The organism is Pseudomonas sp. PDM20 (genome assembly GCF_014852575.3).
GTDB lineage: Bacteria > Pseudomonadota > Gammaproteobacteria > Pseudomonadales > Pseudomonadaceae > Pseudomonas.
The window spans coordinates 5581425-5596295 of sequence record NZ_CM181224.1 but is presented as its reverse complement, the minus strand read 5'-3'; the positions used below and the strand labels follow the sequence as shown (position 1 = coordinate 5596295).

Annotated in this window: 14 protein-coding genes; 11 read left to right on the top strand and 3 right to left on the bottom strand. The window is 63.5% G+C overall.

The window, feature by feature from the left end; genetic code table 11:
- Window positions 1–20 precede the first annotated feature (20 nt).
- Window positions 21–500 carry an SsrA-binding protein SmpB gene (gene smpB / locus IB261_RS25775; protein ID WP_017518965.1) on the bottom strand — a complete coding sequence of 160 codons (480 nt, stop codon included), beginning with the start codon at window positions 498–500 and terminating at the stop codon, window positions 21–23.
- 154 nt (window positions 501–654) lie between these two features.
- Here smpB and IB261_RS25770 point away from each other — a divergent pair, with 154 nt between their 5' ends.
- Together IB261_RS25770 and IB261_RS25765 are read left to right on the top strand one after the other, a co-directional pair.
- Window positions 655–1089: a type II toxin-antitoxin system RatA family toxin gene (locus IB261_RS25770; RefSeq protein WP_081520685.1), complete on the top strand. Its 435-nt coding sequence runs from the start codon at window positions 655–657 to the stop codon at window positions 1087–1089.
- Window positions 1082–1390 (top strand): RnfH family protein, encoded by a 309-nt coding sequence (locus IB261_RS25765; RefSeq protein WP_081520686.1) that lies wholly within the window; start codon window positions 1082–1084, stop codon window positions 1388–1390. Before IB261_RS25770 ends, IB261_RS25765 begins: the two co-directional genes overlap by 8 nt.
- Before the next feature lie 88 nt (window positions 1391–1478).
- Here IB261_RS25765 and IB261_RS25760 read toward each other — a convergent pair whose 3' ends face one another.
- Window positions 1479–2015, bottom strand: a complete 537-nt coding sequence (locus tag IB261_RS25760) for an outer membrane protein assembly factor BamE (RefSeq protein ID WP_081520687.1) — start codon at window positions 2013–2015, stop codon at window positions 1479–1481.
- A gap of 96 nt (window positions 2016–2111) precedes the next feature.
- Between IB261_RS25760 and fur the strand changes: the two genes are divergently transcribed.
- A complete protein-coding gene (gene fur / locus IB261_RS25755; protein WP_009613072.1) occupies window positions 2112–2516 on the top strand; it encodes a ferric iron uptake transcriptional regulator in 405 nt (134 codons plus the stop codon).
- 72 nt (window positions 2517–2588) lie between these two features.
- Here the strand turns inward: fur and recN are convergent, their stop codons facing one another.
- Window positions 2589–4265, bottom strand: a complete 1677-nt coding sequence (gene recN, locus IB261_RS25750) for a DNA repair protein RecN (RefSeq protein ID WP_151188371.1) — start codon at window positions 4263–4265, stop codon at window positions 2589–2591.
- Between the two features lie 196 nt (window positions 4266–4461).
- Here recN and grpE point away from each other — a divergent pair, with 196 nt between their 5' ends.
- The 8 genes from grpE to greA all read left to right on the top strand — a co-directional run bounded on the left by grpE (window position 4462) and on the right by greA (window position 14871).
- The gene (gene grpE, locus IB261_RS25745; RefSeq protein ID WP_081520689.1) at window positions 4462–5025 is read left to right on the top strand and encodes a nucleotide exchange factor GrpE; all 564 of its coding nucleotides are present in this window, start codon (window positions 4462–4464) and stop codon (window positions 5023–5025) included.
- Between the two features lie 90 nt (window positions 5026–5115).
- Entirely contained in the window at window positions 5116–7032 is a 1917-nt protein-coding gene (dnaK, locus tag IB261_RS25740) for a molecular chaperone DnaK (protein ID WP_081520690.1), read from the top strand.
- 122 nt (window positions 7033–7154) lie between these two features.
- On the top strand, window positions 7155–8285 hold the full coding sequence (dnaJ, locus tag IB261_RS25735; RefSeq protein ID WP_081520691.1) for a molecular chaperone DnaJ: 1131 nt from the start codon (window positions 7155–7157) through the stop codon (window positions 8283–8285).
- A gap of 58 nt (window positions 8286–8343) precedes the next feature.
- Window positions 8344–9150 (top strand): 4-hydroxy-tetrahydrodipicolinate reductase, encoded by an 807-nt coding sequence (gene dapB, locus IB261_RS25730; protein WP_192383819.1) that lies wholly within the window; start codon window positions 8344–8346, stop codon window positions 9148–9150.
- Between the two features lie 187 nt (window positions 9151–9337).
- Complete coding sequence (gene carA, locus IB261_RS25725; RefSeq protein ID WP_081520693.1) at window positions 9338–10474, top strand: glutamine-hydrolyzing carbamoyl-phosphate synthase small subunit; 1137 nt, start codon at window positions 9338–9340, stop codon at window positions 10472–10474.
- Between the two features lie 29 nt (window positions 10475–10503).
- On the top strand, window positions 10504–11157 hold the full coding sequence (leuE, locus tag IB261_RS25720) for a leucine efflux protein LeuE (RefSeq protein WP_026079047.1): 654 nt from the start codon (window positions 10504–10506) through the stop codon (window positions 11155–11157).
- Between the two features lie 19 nt (window positions 11158–11176).
- Complete coding sequence (gene carB, locus IB261_RS25715; protein ID WP_081520694.1) at window positions 11177–14398, top strand: carbamoyl-phosphate synthase large subunit; 3222 nt, start codon at window positions 11177–11179, stop codon at window positions 14396–14398.
- Window positions 14395–14871: a transcription elongation factor GreA gene (greA, locus tag IB261_RS25710; protein ID WP_081520695.1), complete on the top strand. Its 477-nt coding sequence runs from the start codon at window positions 14395–14397 to the stop codon at window positions 14869–14871. The genes carB and greA overlap by 4 nt, the downstream gene beginning before the upstream one ends.

Sequence of the window (14871 nt, the reverse complement as noted above, 5' to 3'; positions counted from 1 at the left end):
GCAGGAGGGCGCGAACGGGCTCAGTCGTCCTTGCCGTGACGAATGGCGCGCTGGATTTCCCGGTCGGAGTCGCGCTCCTTCTCGGTGCCGCGCTTGTCGTACTCTTTCTTGCCCTTGGCCAGTGCGATCTCGCACTTGATCAGGTGCTTCTTCCAGTACATCGACAGCGCGACGCAGGCGTAGCCTTTCTGCTGCACGGCACCGAACAGCTTGCCCAGCTCGCGCTTGTGCAGCAGCAGCTTGCGCGTGCGCACCGGGTCGGCGATGACGTGGGTGCTGGCAGTGGTCAGCGGCGTGATGTGGCTGCCCAGCAGCCAGGCTTCGCCATCCTTGAGCAGCACGTAGCTGTCCACCAGCTGCGCCTTGCCGGCGCGCAGGCTTTTCACTTCCCAGCCGGCCAGGGCGACGCCCGCCTCGAAGCGCTGCTCGATGAAGTAGTCGTGCAGAGCCTTCTTGTTCTGCGCGATGGTCCCCGAAGGGTGTTTCTTCTGTTTAGCCATAGGCCGCGCATTATAGGGAGTCGCTCGCCGCGCCGCTATCGGGACAACGTGCGACGGCATGCAAGCTTGAGGGTGTGTGGCTAATCTCGGACAATGCGCGCTGTTTTTTTGAGCAGCGGGCGTATGAAACGCCCCACAACCAAGCGAGACGTCTATGAGCACGCATATCCAGCGTTCGGCGCTGCTGCCCTATCCGGCGAAGGCGCTGTACGACCTGGTCAACGATGTGGCGCGCTACCCGGAGTTCCTGCCCTGGTGTTCCGCCTCCACCGTGCTGGAGGCCAGCGATACGGCCATGCGCGCTGAGCTGACCGTGGCCAAGGGCAGCATCACCCAGCGCTTCACCACGCGTAATGCGCTGGTGCCGGGGCAGAGCATCGAGATGAATCTCGAGGAAGGCCCGTTTTCCCAGCTGCACGGCGTGTGGACCTTCAAGGCGCTGGGCGACAAGGCCTGCAAGATTTCCCTCGACCTGACCTTCGACTACGCCGGCGCCCTGGTGAAAGCCACCCTCGGCCCGCTGTTCACCCAGGCGGCGAACACCATGGTCGACGCCTTCTGCCAGCGCGCCAAGCAGCTGCATGGCTGAATCCGCGAGCATCGCCATCGAGGTCGTCTACGCGTTGCCGGAGAAGCAGGCGCTGCTGCGCCTGAGTGTTCCGCGCGGCACGCGGATGCGCGAAGCGGTGTTGTTGTCGGGCATCGCTGCGCAATTTCCTGGCCTGGATGTACAGGATTGCCCGCTGGGTATCTTCGGCAAGGCGGTGGCCCGGCCCGAGGAACGTGTGCTGGAGGAGGGCGAACGAGTGGAAATCTACCGCCCGCTGATCGTCGATCCCAAGGAAGTACGCAAGCAGCGGGCTGCGCGGGCCAAGGCAGCGCGCGGCTGAATCTTCTGCGCTGCTGATTCTTGTGTGCTGAAAGCGCAGGCAACAAAAAGCCCGGCATTGGCCGGGCTTTTTCGTTGGCGCGAATCCCTTACTGCGGATTCTTGTCCAGCGGTTCCGGAGTCGGGACCGGCACGGTTTCCACCTGGTCGACTTCCTTCTGGATCTGCTCTTCCACGGAGCCGGGCTTGGCCGGTTCTTCCTTGGGCTGTTCGGGCTGCTGCTGGGTCGGCTGCGACGGCGAAGTTGCCGGGGTGCCTTCCTTGCCGAGGATCGACTCGTCGCGGCTGACGCCGGGCATGAAGTCGCCATTCAGACCGACCAGCTGGTCGTTCTCGCCGAAGTACAGGCTCATGCGCTCCTGCTGGCGCTGACCGCCGCCGGGCTGGATGCTGTAGAGGTAGTCCCAGCGATTGGGGTGGAAGGTATCCACGATCAGGGGGTTGCCCATGATAAACCGCACTTGGCGCCGGGTCATTCCGGGCTTCAACTGGTCTATCATATCCTGCGTTACAACGTTGCCCTGCTGGATGTCGATCTTGTAGACCCCCGGGAACGAGCAACCGGCGAGTGCGGCGAGTCCCAGCCCGAAAGCGAGACTGGTCAGCATGAGCTTGGCGTTTTGCATCAAGGGGTGACTTCCACTATCTTGGCTGAGCGACGAAATCCCGATCATACCTGTATTGAGAGATGCTGCGAAGCATTCCGCGCCGAGAAAGCACACATGGTTGAAAATAGCGAACTGCGCAAAGCCGGACTTAAGGTCACACTGCCGCGCGTCAAGATCCTCCAGATGCTCGATTCCGCCGAGCAGCGCCACATGAGCGCAGAGGATGTTTACAAAGCGCTGATGGAGGCGGGTGAAGACGTCGGTCTGGCCACCGTCTACCGCGTCCTGACCCAGTTCGAAGCCGCCGGCCTGGTGGTGCGCCACAACTTCGATGGCGGCCATGCCGTCTTCGAACTGGCCGACAGCGGTCACCATGACCACATGGTCTGCGTCGATACCGGCGAAGTCATCGAGTTCATGGACTCGGAAATCGAGAAACGCCAGAAGGAGATCGTCAAGGAGCGCGGCTTCGAGCTCGTCGATCACAACCTGGTGCTCTACGTACGCAAGAAGAAGTAAGCGTACGTGGATGCAGAAACGGCGACCCTCGGGTCGCCGTTTTCGTTTGTGCGGCTTTCAAGGGGGCATGCCTCAGCCTTGTACGGCCGAATCCACCATCTTGCGGGCGTGGGCCAGGGATTCCTTGGTCAGATCGACGCCGCCGAGCATGCGGGCGATTTCCTCGATGCGCTCGGCCTTCTTAAGGTTGGCCACGGCGGTGCGGGTTTCGCTGGTGTCGCGGTCCTTGTGCACGAACAGGTGCTGATGGCCCTGGGCAGCAACCTGCGGCAGGTGGGTGACGGTCAGCACCTGGCCGCGATCGCCGAGGCGGCGCAGCAACTGGCCGACCACTTCGGCGGTGGGGCCGCCGATGCCGACGTCCACTTCGTCGAAGACCAGCGTGGGAATGCGCGAGGTCTGCGCGGTGATCACCTGGATCGCCAGGCTGATGCGTGACAATTCGCCGCCCGAAGCGACCTTGGCCAAGCCCTTCATCGGCTGGCCGGGGTTGGCGCTGACCAGGAACTCCAACTGCTCCAGGCCGCTGGCCTGCGGCTCATCCGAGCTGGACTGGCGCAGTTCGATGGCGAAGCGCCCGCCGGGCATGCCCAGGCGCTGCATCTCCACTTCCACGGCCTTGGCCAGCTTCGGTGCGGCATCCTGGCGGATACGGCTGAGTTCGTCGGCTTTCTCCTGATAGTGGCGGGCGTAGGCGGCCAGTTCGTCGCCCAGGCGCTCCACGGCTTCGTCGTCGGCGTTCAGCGCTTCCAGTTCGTCCAGCAGGCGCTGCTGCAGGTCCTGCAGCTCGTGGGGCTGCACGCGGTGTTTGCGCGCGAGGCTATAGATGGCGTCCATGCGTTCTTCGAGTTGCTGCAGGCGCATCGGGTCGGCGTCGAAGTGGTCGACGAAGCGGTTCAGCTCGCCGATGGCTTCTTCCACCTGGATCTGCGCGCTGGACAGCAGGTTCACCGCTTCGCCCAGTGCGGTCGGCTGGCTCGGGAAAGCGGTGAGGCGGTTGAGGCTGGAGGTCAGCGCCGACAGCACGTTGCCGGCATCGCTTTCGCTGCACAACTCGACGACCTGGCGGCAGGCGGCGATCAGGCTGCCGGCGTTGCTCTGGGTCTTGTGTTCGGCTTCCAGCGACTCCAGTTCGTTGTCGCCCAGGCCGAGGTTTTCCAGCTCTTCCAGCTGGTAGCTGAGCAATTGGTGGCGGGCGCGTTGCTCGTCGCCATTGCGCGACAGGCGGTCCAGCTCCTGGCGGGTCTGCTTCCAGCGCTGGGCGGCGAGGTGCACCTGGCGCGCCAGGTCCTGGCTGCCGGCGAATTCATCGAGCAGGCGGCGGTGGGTGTCGGCCTTGAGCAGTGACTGGTGCTCGTGCTGGCTGTGGATGTCGATCAGCAGCTCGCCCAGGTGCTTGAGGTCGCCCAGCGGGCAGGGCGTGCCGTTGATGTAGGCGCGGGAGCGGCCTTCGGCGGTGATCACCCGGCGCAGGATGCACGGGCCGTCCTGCTCCAGATCGCGCTCGGCGAGCCAGTCACGGGCTTCGGCAATCGCGCTGACATCGAAGCTGGCGAGAATGTCGGCCTTGTCCGAGCCTGGGCGGACTACGCCGCTGTCGGCGCGGTCGCCCAGGGCGAGGCCGAGAGCGTCGAGCATGATCGACTTGCCGGCGCCGGTTTCGCCGGTGATCACGGTCATGCCGGCGGCGAGCTCGAGATCGAGGTGCTCGACGATGGCGTAGTTGTGCACGGACAGATGAACCAGCATGGCGGCGGCTCCGCAGAAAGGTCTGGTTATTTATACAGTATTTTCAGGCGCTGGCAATTTTCTCTCGTCGCCCGGAGGAGCTCCTGAAGTGGGTGCCCTTGAACTCGGGGATTTCCGCCCCATATACACGGCAGAGCCGCGGACCATAGGGTTCGCCTTGTTTTCAAAGGCTTATTTTCTTTTTTAGGAGAGTGGCATGTCTGACGAACAACAGACTCAGGATTCCCAGTTCAACGAGCAGCCGGACACCGGCGCTACCGGGGATCTGAACGCCCGCGTGCTGGAACTGGAAGAACAGGTAGCCGCGGCGAAGGACCAGAGCCTGCGCGCCGTCGCCGAACTGCAGAACGTCCGCCGCCGTGCCGAGCAGGACGTGGAGAAGGCGCACAAGTTCGCCCTGGAGAAATTCGCCGGCGACCTGCTGCCGATCGTCGATACCCTCGAGCGCGCGCTGGAGATGTCGAACCCGGAAGACGAAGTGATCAAGCCGATGCGTGAAGGCATCGAACTGACGCTGAAGATGTTCCACGACACGCTGAAGCGCTACAACCTCGAGCCGGTCGACCCGCACGGCGAGCCGTTCAACCCCGAACACCACCAGGCCATGGCCATGGAAGAGAGCATTCGTCTCGAGCCGGGCAGCGTGGTCAAGGTGTTCCAGAAGGGCTACCTGCTCAACGGTCGCCTGCTGCGTCCGGCCATGGTCGTGGTCAGCAAGGCACCGGAACAAACTCCGCCTTCGATCGACGAGAAGGCTTGAAATCCACCACCCGGTCCCCATCTGGGTAATCAACCGAGCCAAAGACCCGCAACAGGGTCAGCGCGGAATCTAATTTCTGGAGAGTGAAATATGGGCAAAATCATTGGTATCGACCTGGGGACCACCAACTCCTGTGTGTCCATCCTGGAGAACGGTAACGTCAAGGTCATCGAGAACGCCGAAGGCGCTCGTACCACCCCGTCGATCATCGGCTACGCCAACGACGGCGAAATCCTGGTAGGTCAGCCGGCGAAGCGCCAGGCCGTGACCAACCCGACCAACACCCTGTACGCCGTAAAGCGCCTGATCGGCCGTCGCTTCGAAGAAGACGTCGTGCAGAAAGACATCAAGATGGTGCCTTACAAGATCGTCAAGGCTGACAACGGCGACGCGTGGGTCGAGGCCAAGGGCCAGAAGATGGCTCCGCCGCAGGTCTCCGCCGAAGTCCTGAAGAAGATGAAGAAGACCGCCGAGGACTACCTGGGCGAGCCGGTCACCGAAGCGGTCATCACCGTTCCGGCCTACTTCAACGACAGCCAGCGTCAGGCCACCAAGGACGCCGGTCGCATCGCCGGTCTGGACGTCAAGCGCATCATCAACGAGCCGACCGCGGCGGCGCTGGCCTATGGCCTGGACAAGGCCAAGGGCGACCACACCATCATCGTCTACGACCTGGGCGGCGGCACCTTCGACGTTTCCGTGATCGAAATCGCCGAAGTCGATGGCGAGCACCAGTTCGAAGTGCTGGCCACCAACGGTGACACCTTCCTGGGTGGTGAAGACTTCGACCTGCGCCTGATCGACTACCTCGTCGAAGAATTCAAGAAAGAATCCGGCATGGACCTCAAGGGCGACCCGCTGGCCATGCAGCGCCTGAAGGAAGCTGCCGAGAAGGCCAAGATCGAGCTGTCCTCGACCCAGCAGACCGACGTCAACCTGCCGTACGTCACCGCTGACGCTTCCGGCCCGAAACACCTGAACGTCAAGGTTTCCCGCGCCAAGCTGGAGTCCCTGGTGGAAGACCTGGTCACCCGTACCATCGAGCCGTGCCGCGTTGCGCTGAAGGACGCAGGCCTGGACGTGTCGAAGATCGACGAAGTGATCCTGGTCGGCGGCCAGACCCGCATGCCGCTGGTGCAGAAGACCGTTGCCGAGTTCTTCGGCAAGGAAGCGCGCAAGGACGTCAACCCGGACGAAGCCGTTGCCATGGGTGCTGCGATCCAGGGCGCCGTTCTGGCCGGTGACGTGAAGGACGTGCTGCTGCTCGACGTCACCCCGCTGACCCTGGGTATCGAAACCCTCGGTGGCGTGATGACCGCGCTGATCGACAAGAACACCACCATCCCGACCAAGAAGTCGCAGGTGTTCTCCACTGCCGATGACAACCAGGGCGCTGTGACCATCCATGTGCTGCAAGGCGAGCGCAAGCAAGCCGGCCAGAACAAGTCGCTGGGCAAGTTCGACCTGGCCGACATCCCGCCGGCTCCGCGCGGTGTGCCGCAGATCGAAGTGACCTTCGATATCGACGCCAACGGCATCCTGCACGTTGGTGCGAAAGACAAGGCCACCGGCAAGCAGCAGTCCATCGTGATCAAGGCTTCTTCGGGTCTGTCCGAAGACGAGATCCAGCAGATGGTCCGCGACGCCGAGGCGAATGCCGAGGAAGACCGCAAGTTCGAGGAACTGGCCGCTGCCCGCAACCAGGGTGATGCGCTGGTCCACGCGACTCGCAAGATGGTCACCGAGGCTGGCGACAAGGCCACTGCCGAAGAGAAGGCTGCCATCGACAAGGCGCTGGGCGAGCTGGAAGTTGCCGTGAAGGGCGACGACAAGGCCGAGATCGAAGCGAAGATGAATGCGCTGTCCCAGGCATCCACTCCGCTGGCGCAGAAGATGTACGCCGAACAGCCGCAGCCGGGTGCTGCCGCTCAGGGCGAAACCGCTGACGACAAGGCTGGCGACGATGTCGTCGACGCCGAGTTCGAAGAGGTCAAGGAGAACAAGTAAGCCGCGTGCTTACTTCCGCCCCGGCGCACCGACCAGCGTGTCGGTGCGCATGAAACGTCACGCGGGGGCTTGCTCCCGCGTTGGCGTGTCTGGGGGAAAGGTTTTCAAGGTGCAAAGAATTTATGGCCAAACGTGATTTTTACGAGGTACTGGGTGTCGAACGCGGCGCCAGCGAAGCGGACCTGAAGAAGGCCTATCGCCGGCTCGCCATGAAGTTCCACCCGGACCGCAATCCCGGCGACAAGGAAGCCGAGGACAAATTCAAGGAGGCCAACGAGGCTTACGAGGTCCTGTCCGACGCCAGCAAGCGCGCGGCTTACGATCAGTACGGCCATGCCGGCGTCGACCCGCAGATGGGTGGCGGCGGTGCGGGCTTCGGTGGCGCGAGCTTCTCGGACATCTTCGGTGATGTCTTCAGCGACTTCTTCGGTGGCAGCGGCGGACGCGGCGGCTCCCGTGGCGGCCCGGCGCGCGGCGCCGACCTGCGCTACACCCTCGACCTGGACCTGGAAGACGCGGTTCGCGGTACCACCGTGACCATCCGCGTTCCCACCCTGGTCGGTTGCAAGACCTGCAGCGGCAGCGGCGCCAAGCCCGGCACCACGCCGGTCACCTGTACTACCTGTGGCGGTATCGGTCAGGTGCGCATGCAGCAGGGCTTCTTCTCGGTGCAGCAGACCTGCCCGCGTTGCCATGGCAGCGGCAAGATGATCACTGACCCCTGTGGCTCGTGCCACGGCCAGGGGCGTGTGGAAGAGCACAAGACCCTGTCGGTGAAAGTGCCGGCCGGCGTCGATACCGGTGACCGCATTCGCCTGACTGGCGAAGGCGAAGCCGGCGCCCATGGTGGCCCGGCGGGTGACCTGTATGTGGTGGTGAACGTGCGCGAGCACGACATCTTCCAGCGCGACGGCAAGCACCTGTACTGCGAAGTGCCGATCAGCTTCGCTGACGCGGCCCTGGGTGGCGAGCTGGAAGTGCCGACCCTGGACGGCCGCGTGAAGCTGAAGATCCCCGAGGGTACCCAGACCGGCAAGCTGTTCCGCCTGCGCGGCAAGGGCGTTGCCCCGGTGCGCGGCGGTGGTGCTGGCGATCTGATGTGCCGCGTCGTCGTCGAGACTCCGGTCAACCTGGACAAGCGCCAGCGCGAGCTGCTCGAAGAGTTCCGCAATACCCTGCAGGGCAACTCTTCCCACTCGCCGAAGGCCAGTGGCTGGTTCGAAGGCATGAAGCGCTTCTTCGACGATCTATGATGCAAGGCCCCGGCGGTGCGAATCGTCCGGGGCTTTTTAAGCTTTGGAGCTGTTTTATATGCGACGTATAGCCGTAATGGGCGCCGCCGGGCGCATGGGCAAGACCCTGATCGAAGCGGTCCAGCAGACCAATGGCAGTGCCGGCCTGACTGCGGCGGTCGACCGTCCGGACAGCACCCTGGTGGGCGCCGATGCGGGTGAGCTGGCCGGCCTGGGTCGTATCGGCGTTCCGCTGTCGGGCGACCTGGCGAAGGTGGTCGACGAGTTCGACGTGCTGATCGACTTCACCCACCCGACCGTGACCCTGAAGAACCTGGAAGTCTGCCGCAAGGCCGGCAAGGCCATGGTCATCGGCACCACCGGGCTCTCCACCGCAGAGAAGGAACTGCTCAGCGAAGCAGCGAAGGAAATCCCGATCGTCTTCGCGGCCAACTACAGCGTCGGCGTGAACCTCTGCCTGAAGCTGCTCGACACCGCCGCCCGTGTTCTGGGCGACGACGTGGATATCGAGATCCTCGAAGCGCACCACCGCCACAAGGTCGACGCGCCGTCCGGTACCGCGCTGCGCATGGGCGAAGTAGTTGCCAATGCGCTGGGTCGTGATCTGGAGAAAGTGGCCGTGTACGGTCGCGAAGGCCAGACCGGTGCGCGTCCGCGCGAGACCATCGGCTTCGCCACCGTGCGTGCCGGCGACGTGGTGGGCGATCACACCGTGCTGTTCGCCGCCGATGGCGAGCGCGTGGAAATCACCCACAAGGCTTCGAGCCGCATGACCTTTGCTCGCGGTGCCGTGCGTGCTGCGCAGTGGCTGGATGGGCAGGCCAACGGCCTGTACGACATGCAGGATGTTCTCGGCCTGCGCTGAGTGGCATGGCCGTACGTCGTGCAAAAGGTGGACCATGATGTCGCATTTCTGTAAACTACAGCTTTAGTGTGTCCACTAAAAGTAGCGCAGCATGATCACATAAAAAGCGGGATGACTTCTTCTGATGTCATCCCGCTTTTTTACAATCTGCGCACGCCCAGCCAGGCTTGAACTACGGGAGGTCTTCTTGACTAAGCCAGCCATACTTGCACTTGCCGACGGCAGCGTTTTTCGCGGTGAAGCCATCGGCGCCGACGGCCAGACCGTCGGAGAGGTGGTGTTCAACACCGCCATGACCGGCTACCAGGAAATCCTCACCGATCCTTCCTACGCCCAACAGATCGTCACCCTGACCTACCCGCACATCGGCAACACCGGCACTACGCCTGAAGACGCCGAGTCGAACAAGGTCTGGGCTGCCGGCCTGATCATCCGTGACCTGCCGCTGCTCTCCAGCAGCTGGCGCGACAAGCAGTCCCTGCCGGACTACCTGAAAGAGAACGGCACCGTTGCCATCGCCGGCATCGATACCCGCCGCCTGACCCGTATCCTGCGCGAGAAAGGTTCGCAGAACGGCTGCATCCTGGCTGGCGACGACGCCACCGAGGAAAAAGCCCTCGAACTGGCGCGCGGCTTCCCGGGACTGAAAGGCATGGACCTGGCCAAGGTCGTTTCCTCCACCGAGCGTTACGAGTGGCGTTCCAGCGTGTGGAACCTGGAAACCGACAGCCATCCGGAAATCGCCGCCGCCGACTTGCCGTACCATGTGGTCGCCTACGATTTCGGCGTCAAGCTGAACATCCTGCGCATGCTGGTTGCCCGTGGCTGCCGCCTGACCGTGGTACCGGCACAGACTCCGGCCAGCGAAGTGCTCGCCCTGAACCCGGACGGCATCTTCCTCTCCAACGGCCCTGGCGACCCCGAGCCGTGCGACTACGCCATCCAGGCCATTCGCGAGTTCCTTGATACCGAGATCCCGGTCTTCGGCATCTGCCTCGGTCACCAACTGCTGGCCCTGGCCTCCGGCGCCAAGACCCTGAAGATGGGGCACGGCCACCACGGTGCCAACCACCCGGTGCAGGACCTGGATTCGGGCGTGGTGATGATCACCAGCCAGAACCACGGTTTCGCCGTCGATGAAGGCAGCATGCCGGCCAACCTGCGCGCCACCCACAAGTCGCTGTTCGATGGCACCCTGCAGGGTATCGAGCGCACCGACAAGGTGGCCTTCAGCTTCCAGGGCCACCCGGAAGCCAGCCCAGGCCCGCACGACGTGGCTCCGCTGTTCGACCGCTTCATCGCGGCGATGGCCGAGCGCCGCTGAGTACGAGCTCGAAGAGGTAGAAGAAGATGATGCCGACCCTGGGAATCACCGATCTCTGGACCTATGTCCTGGGTACGTTGTTCATCGTCCTGCTGCCGGGGCCGAACTCGCTGTTTGTCCTCGCCACCGCCGCCCAGCGCGGCGTGGCTTCGGGCTACCGGGCGGCGAGTGCGGTGTTCCTCGGTGATGCGATCCTGATGTTCCTGTCGGCGCTGGGTATTGCCTCGGTCCTCAAGGCCGAGCCGATGCTGTTCCTGGGCCTGAAGTACGTCGGCGCCGCGTACCTGTTCTATCTGGGGATCGGCATGCTCCGCGGTGGTTGGCAGAAGCTGCGCCACCCGCTGGAGGCAGCCGCCGCGCCGGCGAAGGAAGTGGACGTCAACCAGCCGTTCCGCAAGGCGCTGCTGCTGAGCCTGTCCAACCCCAAGGCGATCCTCTTCTTCATTTCCTTCTTCATCCAGTTCGTCGACCCGGGTTACGCCTACCCCGGCCTGTCGTTCCTGGTGCTGGGTACGATCCTCGAGATCATCAGCGCCCTGTACCTGAGTTTCCTGATTTTCTCCGGTGTGCGTCTGGCGGCCTGGTTCCGTCGGCGGCAACGGCTGGCTGCCGGCGCCTCGAGTGGCGTCGGCGCCCTGTTCGTCGGCTTTGGCGTGAAGCTGGCCAGCGCAACCCTTTCCTGAATATTGCAACGAGAGTCCCATGCCCAAGCGTACAGACATCAAGAGCATCCTGATCCTCGGCGCCGGCCCGATCGTCATCGGCCAGGCCTGCGAGTTCGACTACTCCGGCGCACAGGCCTGCAAGGCCCTGAAGGAAGAAGGCTTCCGTGTCATCCTGGTGAACTCCAACCCGGCCACCATCATGACCGACCCGGCCATGGCCGACGCCACCTACATCGAGCCGATCAAGTGGCAGACCGTCGCCAAGATCATCGAGAAGGAGCGCCCTGACGCGCTGCTGCCGACCATGGGCGGCCAGACCGCTCTGAACTGCGCCCTGGACCTGGAGCGCCACGGCGTGCTCGAGCAGTTCGGCGTGGAAATGATCGGCGCCAACGCCGACACCATCGACAAGGCCGAAGACCGTTCGCGCTTCGACAAGGCGATGCGTGACATCGGCCTGGCCTGCCCGCGCTCGGGCATCGCCCACACCATGGAAGAAGCCTACGGCGTGCTGGAGAAGGTCAACTTCCCGTGCATCATCCGTCCGTCCTTCACCATGGGCGGTACCGGCGGCGGCATCGCCTACAACCGCGAAGAATTCGAGGAAATCTGCACCCGTGGTCTGGACCTGTCGCCGACCAACGAGCTGCTGATCGACGAATCGCTGATCGGCTGGAAGGAATACGAGATGGAGGTTGTCCGTGACAAGAAGGACAACTGCATCATCGTCTGCGCCATCGAGAACTTCGACCCGATGGGCGTGCACACCGGTGACTCGATCACCGTGGCGCCGGCACAGACCCTGACCGACAAGGAATACCAGATCATGCGCAACGCCTCCCTGGCGGTGCTGCGTGAGATCGGCGTGGAAACCGGCGGTTCGAACGTGCAGTTCGGCATCTGCCCGAACACCGGCCGCATGGTCGTGATCGAGATGAACCCGCGTGTATCTCGTTCCTCGGCGCTGGCCTCCAAGGCCACCGGCTTCCCGATCGCCAAGATCGCCGCCAAGCTGGCGGTCGGCTACACCCTCGACGAACTGCAGAACGACATCACCGGCGGCCGCACCCCGGCGTCCTTCGAGCCGGCGATCGACTACGTCGTCACCAAGATCCCGCGTTTCGCCTTCGAGAAATTCCCGAAAGCCGACGCCCGCCTGACCACCCAGATGAAATCCGTGGGCGAAGTCATGGCCATCGGTCGTACCTTCCAGGAGTCCGTGCAGAAAGCCCTGCGCGGCCTGGAAGTCGGCGCCACCGGTTTCGATCCGAAGCTCGACCTGAGCAACCCGGAAGCCGAGAGCATCCTCAAGCGCGAGCTGACCGTGCCCAATGCCGACCGCATCTGGTACGTCGCCGACGCCTTCCGTGCTGGCAAGAGCATCGCCGAAGTCTTCGACCTGACCCGCATCGACGAGTGGTTCCTGGTGCAGATCGAAGACCTGGTCAAGGATGAAGAGCGCGTCAAGACCCTGGGTCTGTCCGCCATCGACCGCGAGCTGATGTACAAGCTCAAGCGCAAGGGCTTCTCTGACGCCCGCCTGGCCACCCTGCTGGGTGTGACCGAGAAGAACCTGCGCAACCATCGCCACAAGCTCAAGGTGCTGCCGGTGTACAAGCGCGTGGACACCTGCGCCGCCGAATTCGCCACCGACACCGCCTACATGTACTCGACCTACGAGGAAGAGTGCGAAGCCAATCCGTCGACTCGCGACAAGATCATGATCCTGGGCGGCGGTCCGAACCGTATCGGCCAGGGCATCGAGTTCGACTACTGCTGCGTACATGCCGCACTGGCCATGCGTGAAGACGGTTACGAGACCATCATGGTCAACTGCAACCCGGAGACCGTCTCCACCGACTACGACACGTCCGATCGCCTTTACTTCGAGCCGGTGACCCTGGAAGACGTGCTGGAAATCGTCCGCGTCGAGCAGCCCAAGGGTGTGATCGTGCAGTACGGCGGCCAGACCCCGCTGAAACTCTGCCGCGCCCTGGAAGAAGCCGGCGTGCCGATCATTGGCACCAGCCCGGACGCCATCGATCGCGCCGAAGACCGTGAGCGCTTCCAGCACATGGTGCAGCGCCTGAACCTGCGCCAGCCGGCCAACGCCACCGCGCGCAGCGAAGACCAGGCCCTGGAGCTGTCGAAGAACATCGGCTACCCGATGGTGGTGCGCCCGTCCTACGTACTGGGCGGCCGCGCGATGGAAATCGTCTACCAGGAAGAAGAGCTCAAGCGCTACATGCGCGAGGCCGTGAAGGTTTCCAACGACAGCCCGGTGCTGCTGGACCGCTTCCTCAACTGCGCCATCGAGGTCGACATCGATGCGGTGTGCGACGGCGAGACCGTGGTGATCGGCGCGATCATGCAGCACATCGAACAGGCCGGCGTGCACTCCGGTGACTCCGCCTGCTCGCTGCCGCCGTACTCGCTGCCGCAGCACATCCAGGACGAGATCCGCGAGCAGGTCAAGAAGATGGCCCTGGAGCTCGGCGTGGTCGGCCTGATGAACGTGCAGATGGCCGTGCAGGGCGAAGACATCTACGTGATCGAGGTGAACCCGCGCGCGTCCCGTACCGTACCGTTCGTCTCCAAGTGCATCGGCGAATCGCTGGCCAAGGTTGCGGCCCGCGTCATGGCTGGCAAGTCCCTGGCCGAAGTCGGCTTCACCCAGGAGGTGATCCCGCCGTACTATAGCGTCAAGGAAGCGGTGTTCCCGTTCGCCAAGTTCCCCGGCGTCGACCCGATCCTCGGCCCAGAGATGAAATCCACTGGCGAGGTGATGGGTGTCGGCGACAGCTTCGGTGAGGCATTCGCCAAGGCCCAGTTGGGCGCCAGCGAAATCCTGCCGAATGCCGGTTGCGCCTTCATCAGCGTCCGCGAGGACGACAAGCCGCAAGCCGTTCAGGTCGCCCGCGACCTGGTCGCGCTGGGCTTCGAGGTGGTTGCCACTGCTGGTACCGCCAAGGTGATCGAGGCTGCCGGTCTGCCGGTACGTCGCGTGAACAAGGTGACCGAGGGCCGTCCTCACGTGGTCGACATGATCAAGAATGACGAAGTCACCCTGATCATCAACACCACCGAAGGCCGCCAGTCCATCGCTGACTCCTATTCCATCCGTCGTAACGCCCTGCAGCACAAGATCTACTGCACCACCACCATTGCGGCGGGGCAGGCGATCTGTGAGGCGCTCAAGTTCGGTCCCGAGAAGACCGTTCGCCGTCTGCAGGATCTCCATGCAGGAATCAACGCATGAGCAAATTTCCAATGACCGTCCAGGGCTCTCGCGCCCTGGAAGAAGAACTGAAGTACCTGAAGACCGTTCTGCGCCCGCAGATCACCCAGGCCATCGCCGAAGCGCGTGAACTGGGCGACCTCAAGGAAAACGCCGAATACCATGCGGCCCGTGAACAGCAGGGCATGTCCGAAGCTCGCATCCGCGACATCGAGGCCAAGCTGTCCAACGCGCAGATCATCGACGTGACCACCATTCCGCACAGCGGCAAGGTGATCTTCGGCACCACCGTCGATATCGCCAACGTCGAGACCGACGAGACGGTGACCTACCAGATCGTCGGCGACGACGAGGCGGACATCAAGAACAGCAAGATCTCGGTCAACTCGCCGATCGCCCGTGCGCTGATCGGCAAGACTGAAGGCGACGCTGTTCTGGTCAAGACTCCGGGCGGCGACGTCGAGTACGAGATCGTTGAAGTCCGCCACGCCTGA